We start from the raw sequence: 15400 nt of genomic DNA on the forward strand, positions 1-15400 counted from the left end.
CGGCGTCCGTAGTAGTGGACGCCACACCCGTTGTCAGCTAATGGTGGGATGAAGTGAACAACCTGGTCGCCCAGCAGAACGCGGTGACGGAACTGATGCGAGTTTCCCCCCTGGCCGACGAGCTGGCGGAGCGGTTCGCGCGAGCCGGCCACAGTCTCTACCTAGTCGGTGGCAGCGTGCGCGACGCGCTGCTCGGCCGGCTCTCGAGTGACCTCGACTTCACCACCGACGCGAGGCCGGACCGAGTACTGCAGATCGTGAGCGACTGGGGCGACGCCGTGTGGGACGTCGGCATCGCGTTCGGCACGGTCGGGGTCACCAAGAAGGGCACCACGCTCGAGATCACCACGTTCCGCGCCGACAGCTACGACCGCGTCGGGCGCAACCCCGAGGTCACCTTCGGCGACACCATCGAAGGCGACCTGCTGCGCCGCGACTTCACGGTCAACGCGATGGCGATCGACCTGGTGGCGAAGACGTTCATCGACCCCCACGACGGCATGGACGCGCTGCGGCTGAAGGTGCTCGACACCCCGGCGACGCCGCAGGAGTCCTTCGCCGACGACCCGCTGCGCATGCTGCGCGCCGCCCGCTTCTCCGCGCAGCTCGGCTTCGTCGCCGCGCCGCGCGTGGTCGAGGCGATGACGTCGATGGCGAGCGAGATCGAGCGGATCACGGCCGAGCGCGTGCAGGCGGAGCTGTCGAAGCTCATACTCGCCCCCGACCCGCGGCCGGGCCTGGAGCTGCTCGTGGACACGGGCCTGGCCGATCACGTGCTGCCCGAGCTGCCCGGCATGCGCCTGGCGATCGACGAGCACCACCAGCACAAGGACGTCTACCAGCACTCGCTGACCGTGCTGGCGCAGGCGATCGAGCTGGAGACCACGCACGAGCCGGCGTCGGAGCCCGACCTGGTGCTGCGGCTGGCCGCGCTGCTGCACGACGTCGGCAAGCCGGAGACGCGAGAGTTGCTGCCCGGCGGCGGCGTGAGCTTCCACCACCACGAGGTCGTGGGCGCGCGGATGGCGCGCAAGCGTTTGCGGGCGCTCAAGTTCTCCAAGGAGATCGTGGAGCAGGTCTCGCAGCTGGTGTTCCTCCACCTGCGCTTCCACGGCTACGCCAACGGCGAGTGGACCGATTCGGCCGTGCGCCGGTACGTCACCGACGCCGGCGACTTGCTGACGCGGCTGCACAAGCTCGTGCGCGCCGACTCGACCACGCGCAACCGCAAGAAGGCGGCCGCGCTGCAGGCGACGTACGACGACCTCGAGCGGCGCATCGCGACGTTGAAGGAGCAGGAGGACCTCAACCGGGTCCGCCCCGACCTCGACGGCAACGAGATCATGCGGCTGCTCGGCCTCAAGCCGGGTCCGCAGGTCGGCAAGGCGTGGAAGTTCCTCAAGGAGCTGCGGCTGGACCGCGGTCCGCTCGACCACGACGAGGCCGTGGCCGAGCTCAAGAAGTGGGCCGAGTCGGAGGGCATCGCGCCCGCGGAGTGATCTCGCACTGCGGGCACGGGTGATCACCCTGGGGTCGCCGTGGGGGCGTTCGAACGAACACGAGTCGAATTCGTGATCGCGAATCCGCCAAGATCCCCCTTTGGCCTCTGGAACGCGGCCCGGCGAGCGGGAATACTCGCTGCCCCGGGCGCTGCCGGAGGGGGCGCGCCCCGAACCGGGGAGATCGATGACGGCCCAGGCAACTGAGGACCAGGACGGCCGGCCGCCCCGCACGTCGAGCTTCCTCGTCACCCTGTTGAAACGCGGCACGCCCGCGCTCGCGACGGCGACGACCGGGCTCACCGACGAAATCGCCGACCCCACGCCGCTGCGGGCGTTCAAGCGGATCTCGCGCATGGCGGGCGCGGTGGACGCCAGGTACAACGACGGGCTGCTGCTGCGGGCGGCCCGGTACGTGGTGCTGGTGCCGCTGGCCTACCGGATCGTCGCGGTGCCGGGCGCGTTCGGCGCGTTCGTGTCGGCTCACGGTTCGACCGGTGTGGTGCCCGTGGCGCTGGTGGCGTTGTGCTCGATGGCGTTGAGCGCGTTCGGGATCTACTGGATGCTGCGCTCGTCACCCTTCCGCTCCGACCTCGCGGCGCGGCTGCTGGTGTCAGACCTGATCATCACGGTGGCGTTCCAGCTGGTCATCGGCCTGACCGAGCCGACGTCGGTGTTCCACGACGCGCTCGGGGTCGCGGACAAACACCTGCTGGGCGACATCGCTTTGCTCACGCTGGCGATCGGTATCCCGTCGGGGCTGGCGCTGGCGGCGCTGAGCTTGCCCGTGCGGCTGCTGTCCGATTTCCTCAACAGCGGCTCGGCGAACTTCGCGCAGGCCTGGTCGCTGTACCCGACGATATTCGGAGTGCTGTTCACCGGCATCGGCGCGCTGATCCTGCTCGGCCTCGGCACGCGGCTCGCGCTGGCCTACGGCATCCGCAACGGCCGCCTCGCCGAACGCGCGCAGCAGCACCGGATGCTGCACGACACCGTGCTGCAGACTCTGGAAGCCATCTCGCTCGGCGGCACCGGCGAGTCGGTCGACCGGCTCGTGGAGGTGCAGCGGCTCGCCCGCGCCCAGGCGATGGAACTGCGGCAGACGATCGAGACGGCGGCGGCGCAGCGCGAGGAAGAAGCGTCGCGGCCTCTGGGCGAGAAGCTCGCGGCGCTGGCGGCGGAAATGGCGCGCGACGGCCTGCGCGCGCAGCTGGTGATCGCGGAGCTCGACGAGGACACACTGTCGGAAGTGCGCCAGATCGCGCTGCGCGACGCCGTGCGCGAGTCGCTGCGCAACACGATGAAGCACTCCGGCACGGACAAGGTCGTGGTGCGCGTGGAGGAACGCGACGGCGGAATCGCGGTGATCACGCGCGACCACGGGCAGGGGTTCAGTCCTGATGCGCGGCCCGCGGGGTTCGGCATCAGCCAGTCGATCAACGCGCGCCTCGGCGAGGTCGGCGGCACGGCCCTGGTGGAGTCGACGCCCGGCAGCGGCACGCGGGTGACGTTATGGGTGCCGTTCTGAGTCAGGTGCTAGACACGAGCGCGTGATCCTTGTCGACGCGCTTGCCGCTTACCGGGCCGGGGATGTTTCTCGGGCGTCCGAGCTCGCCTCGCGGGCTGATTCGCCGTTGGGGGCGGAGCTTTCCGCGTACCTCGCGACGGACGGGTCCGGGCCGGTGTACGACCAGCCGGCGGCGTTCACGGCGTTCATCCGGGGTGGCGGGAATGTCTCGCTGTACGAGCGGCTGAGCGCTGCGCTGGCTGCTCGGTATGCGGCGCTGCGCCCGGAATCGTTGCTGGACTTGGGTTGTGGCGACGGCTTGGCCGTGGTGCCCGCGCTCGCGCAGTCGTCGTTCCGGCCGGGGAGGATCGACCTGGTGGAGCCGTCGGCGGCGCTGCTCGCGGACGTCGACGTGCCCGGCGCGAACCGCTTCGGGGTGACGGCGCGGAGCTTCCTCGGGGCGAACGGTTCCACGTGGAACCTTGCACAGTCGACGTTCGCGATGCAGTCCATGACGCCCCCGGTGCGGGCGGCGGTGCTGCGAGAACTGCGGCCGCGCACGGAAACGCTGGTGTTGGCGGAGTTCGACATCCCCGTGCTGGACGAGGGGTCGCCGGAGTTTCTGGAGTCGCTGGTGACGCGGTACGAGCGCGGCGTCGCCGAGTACGGCGCTCAGGCTTCCCTTGTCGCGCAAGGCTTTCTCATACCCGTTCTGCTCGGCGTCGCCGCGGGTGCGGAGCGGACGAACTGGGAGCAGCCTGCGTTGGCGTGGGTGGCTCAGCTTGAAATCGCGGGCTTCACCGACGTTGCGGTGGAGCCGCTCGCGGACTACTGGTGGTCCCCCGCCGTGCTGATCACCGCGCGTGGGTCACACGCGGGATAGCGCCCCCGCCTCCACATGCTGCGCGAGCTGACGAGCCCCAGCCGAGCGCGAAGATTCCACCTGGAACCGCTGCCGATCTCGCCCCAGCCACTCCCTCGCCCCGCCAGACAAACCCCGCCCTCCACTGGGGGCTGCCCTGTTCCAGTTTACCGAGGTCACGGGCCCGAAACCGGCGAGCGGAGAATCTGTGGACAACTCAGTTTGGACGGGGCCGCTGTGGACAACCCATGGATGGGCGGGCCGCCGGCGGTAGAAGACCCGGGGTGCACGGAGTCGGGCGTGGACAACCCAGAATCGGGTAGACCACAGGAAAGCCAGGACCGCGCGTGGGTCATACGCGGGATAGCGCCCCCGCCTCCACATGCTGCGCGATCGGCCGCGGCAGCAAGAAAGCCGTTGCGCCGCCCGGTTGAGGGCCCCACGGGGCCGTGATGCCGGTCAGCACCCGCAGCGTGCGCTGCACCCGGTACTCGTGCCGGTCCCGTTCGCGTTCCGGGGACAGCGACGTCGAGGCGAAGCGTGTGCCGGAGGTGTGGACGAGGTTGCCCGCGTCGTTGCCGAAGCGCAGGACCGTGGTGCCGGCGGGGAGGACGACGACGCGTTTGCCGCGGAAGAAGCTCAGGGGCGGCTCACCGCGCAGCGGCAGGATCGGCCAGTCGGCGGGCTGGTCGGACTCGTCGGCGGCGCGCGGGGGCAGCATGAGCAGCGTGCCGAGGAGGAAGCGGGCGGCATCGGCCAGGCTGCCGAAGGCCACGGGCGCGACGGCCGGCGGGCGGGAGACCTCCCAGCCGTTCTCGGCGCGGCGCAGGGTCCAGACCTCGGCGACCGGTACCTCGGTGGCGCCGATCCGGTACGCGCTGGCAGGCACGCCGTGTTCGACCAGGCGCTGGTGCAGCAAGGTCAGGGTCTCGGCGGCGTGCAGGTCGAGGCCCAGGTCGTCGCCGCGGAGGGCGCGGGCGAGGCGGCCGTCGTCGGGGAGATCGGCTTCCGAGCGCGTCGGGCGCGGGGTGCCGAGGATCTCGGCTTCGGCCGTCGCGCGGACCAGTTCGCGCACCAGCGGCGGACGGAAGCCCGCGGCGCGAATGTGGTCCACCAGCTCGGGCTCGGGCGGCACGCCGTACTTGCGCAGGTAGTGCGGCACGGCCGCGGGCCACACCCAGGTGCCGTCGGTGTGGAAGGCGTGCGGCACGTCGGGCGGCGCGCCGGGGGCGAAGATGTCGTGCTGCGGCTGCGGGCGATGCAGGACGAGGGGCGCGCGGAACAGGTAGTCGAGCACACCGCGGAGCTGGTCGGGCGGCACCGGCGGCCGGTTGACGACCGGGCGCTCGTTCTCGTTGTGCGCGTCGACCACGCGGGCGTGGCGGAAGGCGACGTCGAGGGGCTGGTGGGCCTTCGCGGCCAGCCAATCGGGCAGTTCCTTGGGCGGGCGCGGGTACTGCGCGAACTCCACGGCGTACGACTCGGGCGCGGGCCGGCCGCCGTCGTTCGGCGGGACGCGCCAGGTGGGCTCGTGCTCGGAGTCGAAGTCGAAGTCGAACTGCGCCTCGGTGTCGAGCGTGAAGGTGCCCTGGAACCAAGTGCCGGTGTCCGGCGAGTACATCGCCGCGCGCAGTCGCGCGAACAACGCGCTCAGCTTCGGCGGCGCGGGCAGCGACACGGACACCGGCCCGTTCTCGTCGCCGACCGCGCGGACCTCCAGCTCCGCGTAGTCCCCGACCTGCCTGAACTGCGCGGCGACGCGCGTCCAGCCGCCGGGCACGGCGCGCAGCGTGCGGCCGATCGCACGCAGCAGGGCGCCGTGGTCGGCGTCGAGCTCCGGGCGCGGCTCGCCCTGGTCGCGGCGCAGCTGCCACAGGCCCGTGACGCGCTTGGCCTCGGCCGTCGTCGAGAAGTCGGTGAGGCCGAGCTGCGCGGCGCGCACCGGGTCGTGCTGCGTCCAGCGCAGCGTCAGCTCCTTGCCCTCTCCGGGCGCGACCTCGAACAGCTCGTCTTCGTACTCGCAGTACGTGCGCAGCGTGAACGTCGCCGGCACTTCGGTGGCCAGCACCACGCGCGCCGGGCGGCCCTCGTGCTCGCGGTCGAACCCGTCGGGCGCCTCTTCGTCCGGCGGGACGGACAGCAGCAGCGTGCCGTCGGTGGTCGAGCGCTCGGCCGCGAACGTACGGTCGTCCAGCGTCGCGTACAAACCGTCCGGGCGGTCTCCCGCCTCTACCCGGTAGCGCACGTCAGGTTCCTCCCCAATTCCCCCCGGTGACCGGGAAAGAACTTAGTCGACCGGGTAACGCGTGAACCAACCCTCGTCACTCGGTGAGTCGGGGCCGAACTCGGCGAGCGCGTCGTCCGCCAGCCTGGTGATCAACTCCCGCAGTTCGAGCCGCTCCAGCCAGCTGACGCGCAGCGCCGCTTCGCCGTACATCGCGCCGACGAGGTTGCCGCAGACCGAACCCGTGGAATCGCTGTCGCCGCTGTGGTTCACGGCCGCGAGCAACGCGGAATCCGGATCTTCGGTGGTCAGCGCGACGTACACGGACATCGACAGCGCCGTCTCGCCGACGTTGCCCTCACCCAGCTCGGCCAGCCGCTCGGGCGTCGGCGGGCCGGACATCGCGAGGGCCTGCGCCAACGCGGCTTCCTGCTCTTCGTGACCGGGGTGGCGGACCAGCTCGGCTCTGGACACAGCGACGGCGTCGAGCAGCGGCGAACCGGCCAGCAACTGCTGCACGATCACGGCGAAGGCGCCGGCCGACAAATACCCGCTCGGGTGACCGTGGGTCAGAGCCGCGAACTCGGCGGCGAGCCGGAACACCTCGGCCGGGTCGGCGGACCACAGCGCGACGGGCGCCACCCGCATCACGCCGCCGCAGCCCTTCGAGTTGTTCACCGGCCGCGAGACGCTGCCGCGCACGCCCGAGCGCCCGTACGCCTCCAGCTCGCCGAAGCACGTGAGCCCCGGCGCGCGGCGGCTGAACAGCGCGGCGTGCGTCACGAGCTCACCGTCGGGCGCCGCGAGCGCGGAGTGCGGGCCGCGCGCCCGCTCCCACGGCACGCCTTGCGTGTGCAGCCAGCGCTGGTAGGCCAGCTGCACAGACTGCACGACGTCGGCGCTGCCGGTTCTCCGCTGCTGCGCGTGGGCCCGGATGAGCGCTTCGAGGGTGAAGAGCGTCATCTGCGTGTCGTCGGTGAAGCGCCCTTCGCCGCCGTACGCCGGGATGAAGTCCGTGATGCCGGCGGGCCCGGTGAGCTCGCGGATCCGCTCGATCGAATCGAACTCCGTCTTCGCGCCGAGCGCGTCGCCGATGGCGCCCGCGAGCAGGCAGCCCCTCAGCCGCTGTGCCTCCATGACCCCATCTTTTCGAAGCCTCGCGGCGTCAGTGCCGCGGGTAGCGCTGCACCCACTCTTCGCCCAGGAAACTCAGCGCGGAGCGGCGATCGAAGTGCCACAACGCGTCGGTGACGACCTGTTCGATCAGGTGCCGCAGCTCGAGCTGCTCGATCCACTTCTGCGGCAGCCCGGGTACGCCCACGCGGGCGCCGAGCAACGCACCGGTGATCGCCCCCGTCAGCGCGCTGCGCCCGGAGTGGTTCACCGCGCGCAGCAGGGCCTGCTCGGGGTAGTTCTCGAACCCGGACAACGCGGCGAACGCGCGCCCGAGCACCGAAAGCGTGCCTTGGCCGTCGCCGATCAGCTCGGGCATCCGCAGATCCGGCAGCCCGTGTTCGCCGAAGAACGGCACCGACTCGGCGACCATCGCCTTCACCGGCGCCCATTCGGGACCGTTGACGAACGTGGTGTTGTGCTCGGTCAGGATCTCGCGCGACAGGTTCCATACGGGGTAACTGAACGCGTCCTTCGTGAGCACCGGCTCGAAGAGCCAGGCCAGGTACGTCGCCACCGACAGGTCGTCCTCGTGCGGGTGGGTCACGCCGACGAGGTCGCGCACGGCCTGGCGCACGCCGCCGCTGAAGCCCGTGCCGGGGCCGGAGGCGATGAGCGTGGCGGGCAGCGCGGCGATCAACGACGTCGGGCCGGTCAGCGGCACTGCCTGTGGAGATCCGGTGACCGCCGCGTGGTAGGCGTTGAGCTCGGCGTCGTCGGCGGTGCGGCGGACGTGGAGGTCGGGCACTTTCACGAGCCAGCCGTCGGCGTCGTCGTACGGCGCGCCCTGCGTGTGCAGCCAGCGCATCAACGCGCCGCGCACCACGGACGGGAACTGCTGCTCGACGTCGCGCGACTCCGGCTGCTCACGGTGCGGGCTGCGGATCACGGCCTCGGTGTAGAACAGCAGCCGCTGCGTCAGCGAGCCGATGCGGCCCGCCTGGTCGAACGCGACGGGCAGGTCGGTTACGCCCTCGGACCCGAACTGCGTGACGATCTCGTCGAGCCGCATCCGGTCCACGGCCATGCCGAGCGCCTCGCCGAGCGCGAAGCCCACGTACGCGCCCGCGACGCGCTGCCAGCCGTAGCGGAAGTTCTCGAGGTCGCGGTCGGGGTACTTGCCGAACGTGTCCAGGCGCGGGATCACGCGGCCGAGGTTGTCCCAGCCCGGCACGAGACCGTTGGCGCGCCAGTCGTTCGGCTTGCTGCGTGGCGGCTCGGCCATCGCGAGGCGGTTGAGCCACGACTGGCCCAGCACCGTGCGCTGGCACTCCTCGGCGGTGAGCTCGAAGCCGTGGCGACGCGCGTTTTCGGCCGCCACCAGGGGCACGGCCACCGGCTCGGACAGGCCCATGCGCGTGGCGGTGTCCTGGGTGAGCCGCTCGAGGTCTTCCTCGGCCTCGGGGCCGCGGCCATGCCGGTCGATGCGCGGCTCGTGGCGCGGGAAGCGCTTGGCGATGGTGGTGAGATCCTCGCCGGATACGTCCTCGAACGTCGCCGGGCCGCCGTTGATCACGAGGTTCGGCGGGTGCTCGAACTCGGCCAGCGTCGCGAGGTCCACGCGCCACCAGGAGTGCTCGCGCGGCGGGAAGTGGCGCGTCGCGCTGAAGACGCGCAGCTCGTTGCGCTCTTCGGAGAAGTAGAAGCGATCCGTGGCGCCGGTCTCGGGGTCGAGCGGCACGAAGACGTCGCAGCGCAGCAGGCCGATCAGCAGCTGCTCACGCGTGAGCCAGCCGACGCTGGCGAACGCGAGCAGCGTCTCCAGCGTGTTCTCCGGCTTCGGGTAGCCGCGGCGGATCGGGCCGGCCTTGTACTCGGGGTTCTCGCGCTCGTCGCCGGTCTGGCGGCCCTCGTTGTCGACCTTGACCCAGCCGGCCACGGCCTGCAGCGGCACACCGAGCTCGCCGAATCCGGCCTTGACGTACTCGGGGTCCACGACCTCGCGCCAGCTCTCCTGGCCGGGGAACGCCACGGGGATGCTCAGCCCTCCTGGGTTCGGCGGAGCCTGGCGCAGCTCACCGTCCGGCTCACGCACGACGACCGAAGGCGGCGGGAAGAGCTCCTTTTCCGGCCGGCCGTCGTCGAGGTACGCGGTGGTGTTGTACGGGATCGACCAGCCTTCGGGGATGCGCAGCACGCGGTCGCGGTCGACCCGCAGCCCACCAGGACCGGCGATCTGGGGACCGTGCACAGCGCGTAGCCAGTTCACGACCTTCTCCATCGCTTCCGCCGCTTCCACCTACTCGATCCTCTCCAGGCTTCCGTCGGACTCGTGCTCCGCGATCGGCTTGGGCAACACGTACGCCACTGCTCCGCCCGGCAGGTTCGCCCAGGGCACCGTGACCCCGGTGACCACGTAGAGTGACCGTCGTAGGCGGTAAGTGTGCGCCATTCGTTCCCGTTCGAGTGGCAGTGACGTCGTGGCGAACCGTACCTCGCCGTGGTGGACCAGGTTGCCCGGTTCCTCCCCGAAGCGCAGGACGACCGTACCTTCGGGCAGTCGGGTGAGTCTCTTGTTGCGCAGCAGGGTGAGGGGCGGGTCACCCGCGGCCGGCTGGATGGGCCAGTCGTCCACTTCCTTCGCCATCTCGAGCGGGGTCTCGCGCCCGCCCGTCCGCCGGGCCGGGTGCAGCAGGAGCGCGCCGAGCAGCTGCTGGGCCGCGTCGGCGAGATGCTCGAAGGTCTGGCCGTTGCCGGCGGCCGATGTGACGGTCCAGCCGTCGTCACCCCTGGTCAGGCACCACTTGCCGGCCTCGATGGCGCCGATCCGGTAGGCCTGCGGCCACACGCCGAACGAGCCGAGCCGCTGCACGAGGACCGCTAGCAGCTGCTCGTCGGCCAGTTCCGGGTCGGGGCTGGTCTCCAGCTCGGCGGCGACGTCGCCCGCGGTGCGCCGGCCGTCCTCGGCGGCGGGGCGCGGCCGCGGACGGCCGAGCAGGTCGGCCTCCGCCGTGCGGCGCACGAGGTGTTCGACGTACGGCGGCTGGAACCCCAGCTCACGGATGTGCGCGACGAGCTCCGGCTCCGGCGCGATGCCGTGGCGGCGCAGCTGATGGGACACGGTCTCGGGCCACAGCCAGGTGCCGTCGGTGCGGTGCGCGTCGCCGACCAGCGCCTCGCGTTCGAGGTACTGCAGCACGAGCGGCAGCTCCTCGTCGGCCAGCGGCTCGCGCTCCTCCCCCACCTCGGCGGGGCGGGCGCGGCGGAACTCGACGCCGAGCGGCAGGCCGGTGCGCAGCCGCCACCAGTCGGGGATGTGCTCGTCCTCGCGGGGGAACGTTTCGAGCTCGTCGCGGTAGGCAGCGGGGTCGGGCGGGGTCGTCCACTGGGGTTCGCCGTCGACGAAGAAGTCGAAGTCGAACGTGCCGTCGGACGCGAGCACGAACCGCGCCTGCAGCCACGTGCCGCGGCCCTGGCGGTACATGCCGGCGCGCAGCGCGTGGAACATCTCGACCAGCTCGGGACCGGCCTCGGTGTTGCGCGGCTGGACCTCGGTGTGGTCGCCGACCTGCGCGAAGCCGATGCCGGCGGGGGCGCCCTCGTCGGGCTGGTGGGCGCGGATCAGCCGCCCGATCTCGACCAGCCGGCCGTGTTGGTCGGACTCGGAAAGTGGTGGTTCCACAGGTCTCAGCACATCCGGGTGCGCGGCGTTAGTAGCCGCGGCGCCGGTGCTGTGGCACGGCGCTTCGCGGAGGCAGCGGTCCTTGCGGCTTCACAGCGCCCTGCGTGGCGGGGCTCTGCGACGCCGTACGCGGGCGCACGCGGCGCGGCGTCGGACGAGGGGACGGCATCTGCTGCGGCGCGGCGTCGGTGAGCGGGGCCTCGGCGAGCTGCTGCACCAGGGCCTGGACGGTGAACGCGAGCTGGGCGGGAGTGGTGCGCTGGAACGTGTCCGGGGCGAACTCCAGCCGGCCCAGCGTGCCGCCGCTGCCGACGGTGGCCCGGACCAGCCCGTCAGGAGACGTCAGCACTGCAGGAGCGGCTTCCAGGGCGCGGTCGTCCCCTGCGGTACTCACGGTGGCCCCCCGTGTCGGTTGCACTCGCCGGAGTTAACCCGGCTGGGTCACGCGTCACTCTAATGCCAATGCGACGATCACTGACCCCGTTCGGTCCAACGGTTTGCGGCAGCGAATCAGTTCGGCCGGTCCGGCACCGCGCGGCGGCGCGCCACGAGGTAACCGGCGGCGCCGAGGAAATAGCAGATCGTGGCCGTGATCATCAGGCCCGGCGAGTACCCGTTGTCCGGGATGAACACCGCGCCGATCGCCACCGCGGCCACCTGGGTGATGTTGAACAGCGTGTCGTACAGGGCGAACACGCGGCCGCGAGCCTCGTCGGCGACGTCGAGCTGGATCGATGAATCGACACACAGTTTGAGCACCTGACCCGCGCCGGTGATGAGGAACGACGCCAGCAACGCCAGCGGCAGCACCATCGGCAGCCCTAGTGCCGACTGGGCGACGGCGGCCACCAGCAGCGCGCCGAGGATCGCGCGCAGCCGGCCGAAGCCGCGGACCAGCCGCGCGGTGAGCAGTCCGGCCACGAGGATGCCCGCGCCGGCGAGCGCGGCCATCTGCCCGAGGCCGGGCAGGCCGGCGCGGAAGACCCCGCTGTCGGTGAAGTAGTTGCGCATCAGCAGCACGGTGACCAGCAGCGAGATGCCGTAGGCCGCGCGGTGGGCGAACAGCGCGATGAACCCGGCCGTCACGCTCGGCGCGCGCCAGGCGTGGCGGGCGCCGTCCGCGAGACCGCGGGCGACGGCGAGGAACGGGTTCGGCGGCTCGTCGACGACCGTCGGCCCGAGCACCCCGCGCGTGAACCGCCGGGCGATCAGCGCCGAGACGAGCGCGCCCAGCGCGGCGAACGCCGTCGTCTCGGCCGAGCCGAGGTTGTCCGCGCCGAAGACCGCGCGCAGCAGGATGGCGCACCCGCCGCCGACCACGGCCAGCGCCGACCCGAGCGTGGTCGCGAAGGCGTTGGCGGACACGACGCTCGACGCCGGGACCACGTGCGGGAGCGAAGCCGACAGACCCGAGCCGATGAAGCGCGACAAGCCTTCGGCCAGCAGCGCGAGCGAGAACAGCCCCGGTCCGCCGAGGCCCGTGCCCACGGCGGCGGCCGACGCGAGGATGGCGACCACTCGCAACAGGTTCGCGAACACGAGCACGCGCCGGCGGTCCCACCGGTCGAGCAGCGCGCCCGCGAACGGTCCCACCACGGAGTACGGCAGCAGCAGCACCGCGAAGCCCTCGGCGATGGCCAGCGGGTCGGCGGCGCGCTCGGGGTTGAACAGCACGGCGCCCGCGAGGCCCGCCCGGTACACGCCGTCGCCCCACTGCGCGGCGAACCGGGTGTAGAGCAGCCTGCGGAACTCGCGATCACGGACCAGGAGCTTCGGCCCGATCCGCTCCGTTGTCGCGCTGATCGTCACGGGGGCCAGCGTAGCTACGGGGTGAACGGCCCAGAAGGTCCTAATGAGCGCACTTCGCCCAGTGAACCGGCGGTATTTTACTGAGCTGTGACGCCTATGGGGGACTGCGAAAGGGTGTGAAAGCGTTTTACGTAGAGGGCAGACGTCCGATTGTCGTCTACGGGAGAGGGGTGTGGCCATGACCGGCGCCGCGTCGCGGCTGGTGGGTGCCGCTGAGAAGCTGCTCGGAGCTGAGCTCCCGCTGCAGATCCGAGCGTGGGACGGTTCCCAGGCCGGTCCGGAGGGCGCGCCCGTGCTCGTGGTGCGCAACCGCCGGGCCCTCCGTCGCCTGCTGTTCAAGCCGGGCGAGCTGGGCCTGGGCCGCGCCTGGGTATCCGGCGACCTCGGCCTCGAAGGGGACCTCTACACCGCGCTCGGGGCCATTTCGGGGCTGATCTGGGAGCGCGACGAGGTGGAGGGCGGCAGCGTCCTCAGCGCCCTGCGGGACCCGGATGTGCGGGGCGCCATCGGCGAGCTGCTGAAGCTCGCCGGACCGCCGTTGCCGCCCCCGAGGCCGCCCGAGGAGGTGCGCCGGCCTCGCCACCGGCACACCCGGCGCAGCGACAAGCGGGCGATCAGCCACCACTACGACGTGGGCAACGACTTCTACGAGCTCGTCCTCGGCCCGTCGATGGTCTATTCGTGCGCGTACTGGTCCGAAAGCAGCACCCTGGAGACGGCCCAGCGAGACAAGCTCGAGCTCGTCTGCCGGAAGCTCGGCCTGCGCGAGGGCCAGCGCCTGCTCGACGTCGGCTGCGGCTGGGGCTCGATGGCGCTGCACGCGGCGCGCGAGCACGGCGTGCGCGTCGTCGGCGTCACGCTCTCGGAGGAGCAGGCGACGTACGCCCGCAAGCGCGTGGCGGAGGCGGGGCTGACCGACCGCGTGGAGATCCGCGTGCAGGACTACCGCGACGTCTCCGACGGCCCCTACGACGCGATCTCCTCCATCGGCATGGCCGAGCACGTCGGCGCCGAGAGCTACCTGGAGTACGCCCGCGACCTATACGCCTTGCTTCGTCCGGGCGGCAAGCTGCTCAACCACCAGATCGGCCGCCGGCCGCGCGAGGAAGAATCCGAGTACCAGCTCGACGGGTTCATCGACGCCTACGTCTTCCCCGACGGCGAGCTCGCCCCGGTCGGCACGACCGTGACGCAGCTGGAGCGCGCCGGGTTCGAGGTGCGTGATGTCGAAGCGCTGCGCGAGCACTACGCGCTGACCCTGCGCCGCTGGGTCGCCAACCTGGAAGCCGACTGGGACCGGGCCGCGGGGCTCGTCGGAGCCGGCCGCGCCCGCGTCTGGCAGCTGTACATGGCGGCTTCGGCGCTCGCGTTCGAGAGCAACCACATCGGTGTGAACCAGGTCCTGGCGGTGCGGACTCCGGACGGAGGTACGTCGGGCCTGCCGCTGCGGCCGCGGACGTGGCACGGCTGAGGGGTTGGGGGCCGGCGCACTTGGTCGCCTCTCGGCGGCTTGGCGCAGTGTGGCTCCAGCCGAACTGGTATTCCACAAAGGCTGTTCTTCAGTGAGCCCGGGGGACACGGAGTGCGCCGGCCTACTGTTCCCAACGGGGCACAGTGGTTGGTGTTCCCGTGCCGACGAAATTCTCGGGGCGGGAAGTGGGAGGATTGGCGGCGTGCCAGCGGACGCCGAGGTTGAACCGGGAACGCTCCTGGTCGCCGCACCCACGATGTTCGACCCGAACTTCAAGCGGACCGTGGTGTTCGTCATCGACCACCGCGACGAGGGCACGCTGGGCGTAGTCCTGAACCGCCCGAGCGACGTCCCCGTGCACGACGTGCTCCCCAACTGGGGCGGGCACGTGGCGGAGCCGCAGTCGGTGTTCGTCGGCGGTCCCGTGGAGAAGAAAACGGCTCTGTGCCTAGCCGCGCTGCGCACGGGCGAGACGGCGGCGAGCGTGCCCGGCGTGATCGCGGTGCGCGGGCCGGTGGCGCTCGTGGACCTCGACACGGATCCGGAAGCGCTCGTGCCGAAGGTGCGTGGCGTACGCGTCTTCGCCGGCTACGCGGGCTGGGACTCCGGGCAGCTGGCGGGCGAGATCGAGCGCGACGACTGGGTCATCGTGCCCGCGCTGCCGAGCGACATCCTGGCCTCGCCCAACCGTGACCTCTGGGGCCAGGTGCTGCGCCGCCAGGGCGTGCCGATCGCGTTGCTGGCCACCCACCCGGGTGACCTGCAGCGGAACTAGCTGTCGGCCTTCTGGAACACGCCGCAGCCACCCGAGCCGCACGCGCAGCCGCTGCAGCCCGCGGGGGCGGCCGGAGCCGGGGCGGGCACGGTCAACGCGGCGCGGGCGCCGAGCACCCCGCCACCCACGACCAGCACCAGCAGGCCCAGCACACCGACGAAAGCCGCGGCGATGATCCCGGCCGTGGTGCCCGTGGCGATGCCCGCCAGCCCGGCGATCACGCCGACAGCGCCGCCGGCGAGCGTCGGGACGCTCGCCACGCGGTTGGCCAGCTTGAAGGCGGCGTCACTGCGCAGCGAAGCCGCCGTGCGGACACCAGTACCGCTTTCGCGGGTCAGCCGTTCGCGGAAGCCGAGGAAGCCACCCCAGCCGACGACGAGACCCAGCACGATCGGGACGAGCGCGATAGCGAACACCCCTTGAGGATAAGCGTGACCTCCCGGCAACGTGGTGGATAC

The 15400-nt window shown here is 71.6% G+C and carries 12 protein-coding genes; 5 read left to right on the forward strand and 7 right to left on the reverse strand.

Annotated features, from left to right (window positions below; genetic code table 11):
- Nucleotides 1-53: 53 nt before the first annotated feature.
- The 3 genes from AB0M56_RS00165 (at nt 54) to AB0M56_RS00175 (ending at nt 3889) form a co-directional block, all read left to right on the forward strand.
- Entirely contained in the window at nt 54-1499 is a 1446-nt protein-coding gene (locus tag AB0M56_RS00165) for a CCA tRNA nucleotidyltransferase (RefSeq protein ID WP_364169090.1), read from the forward strand.
- A 187-nt stretch (nt 1500-1686) separates the two neighbouring features.
- The gene (locus AB0M56_RS00170; RefSeq protein WP_364169093.1) at nt 1687-3027 is read left to right on the forward strand and encodes an ATP-binding protein; all 1341 of its coding nucleotides are present in this window, start codon (nt 1687-1689) and stop codon (nt 3025-3027) included.
- Nucleotides 3028-3049: 22 nt separating this feature from the next.
- On the forward strand, nt 3050-3889 hold the full coding sequence (locus AB0M56_RS00175; RefSeq protein WP_364169095.1) for a class I SAM-dependent methyltransferase: 840 nt from the start codon (nt 3050-3052) through the stop codon (nt 3887-3889).
- A gap of 331 nt (nt 3890-4220) precedes the next feature.
- Here the strand turns inward: AB0M56_RS00175 and AB0M56_RS00180 are convergent, their stop codons facing one another.
- From AB0M56_RS00180 to AB0M56_RS00205, 6 genes are all read right to left on the reverse strand, one after another.
- Nucleotides 4221-6113: a TNT domain-containing protein gene (locus AB0M56_RS00180; protein WP_364169098.1), complete on the reverse strand. Its 1893-nt coding sequence runs from the start codon at nt 6111-6113 to the stop codon at nt 4221-4223.
- A gap of 42 nt (nt 6114-6155) precedes the next feature.
- Entirely contained in the window at nt 6156-7229 is a 1074-nt protein-coding gene (locus AB0M56_RS00185) for an ADP-ribosylglycohydrolase family protein (RefSeq protein ID WP_364169101.1), read from the reverse strand.
- Nucleotides 7230-7257: 28 nt separating this feature from the next.
- Complete coding sequence (locus AB0M56_RS00190) at nt 7258-9504, reverse strand: ADP-ribosylglycohydrolase family protein (RefSeq protein ID WP_364169104.1); 2247 nt, start codon at nt 9502-9504, stop codon at nt 7258-7260.
- Nucleotides 9505-10887, reverse strand: a complete 1383-nt coding sequence (locus AB0M56_RS00195; RefSeq protein ID WP_364169107.1) for a TNT domain-containing protein — start codon at nt 10885-10887, stop codon at nt 9505-9507. It abuts the gene before it with no gap.
- A gap of 28 nt (nt 10888-10915) precedes the next feature.
- The gene (locus AB0M56_RS00200) at nt 10916-11281 is read right to left on the reverse strand and encodes a hypothetical protein (protein WP_364169109.1); all 366 of its coding nucleotides are present in this window, start codon (nt 11279-11281) and stop codon (nt 10916-10918) included.
- 116 nt (nt 11282-11397) lie between these two features.
- Entirely contained in the window at nt 11398-12696 is a 1299-nt protein-coding gene (locus AB0M56_RS00205) for an MFS transporter (RefSeq protein WP_364169112.1), read from the reverse strand.
- A gap of 178 nt (nt 12697-12874) precedes the next feature.
- On the opposite strand from AB0M56_RS00205, the gene AB0M56_RS00210 reads away from it, so the two are divergent.
- The gene (locus AB0M56_RS00210) at nt 12875-14167 is read left to right on the forward strand and encodes a class I SAM-dependent methyltransferase (protein ID WP_364169114.1); all 1293 of its coding nucleotides are present in this window, start codon (nt 12875-12877) and stop codon (nt 14165-14167) included.
- 193 nt (nt 14168-14360) lie between these two features.
- Nucleotides 14361-14942 (forward strand): YqgE/AlgH family protein, encoded by a 582-nt coding sequence (locus AB0M56_RS00215; protein ID WP_285974395.1) that lies wholly within the window; start codon nt 14361-14363, stop codon nt 14940-14942.
- On the opposite strand, the gene AB0M56_RS00220 is transcribed toward AB0M56_RS00215, so the two are convergent.
- Nucleotides 14939-15358: an SdpI family protein gene (locus tag AB0M56_RS00220; RefSeq protein ID WP_364169117.1), complete on the reverse strand. Its 420-nt coding sequence runs from the start codon at nt 15356-15358 to the stop codon at nt 14939-14941. The genes AB0M56_RS00215 and AB0M56_RS00220 overlap by 4 nt on opposite strands.
- Between the last annotated feature and the right edge of the window lie 42 nt (nt 15359-15400).

The sequence above is a fragment of the Amycolatopsis sp. NPDC051372 genome (assembly GCF_040682095.1).
In the GTDB taxonomy this organism is placed as follows: domain Bacteria; phylum Actinomycetota; class Actinomycetes; order Mycobacteriales; family Pseudonocardiaceae; genus Amycolatopsis.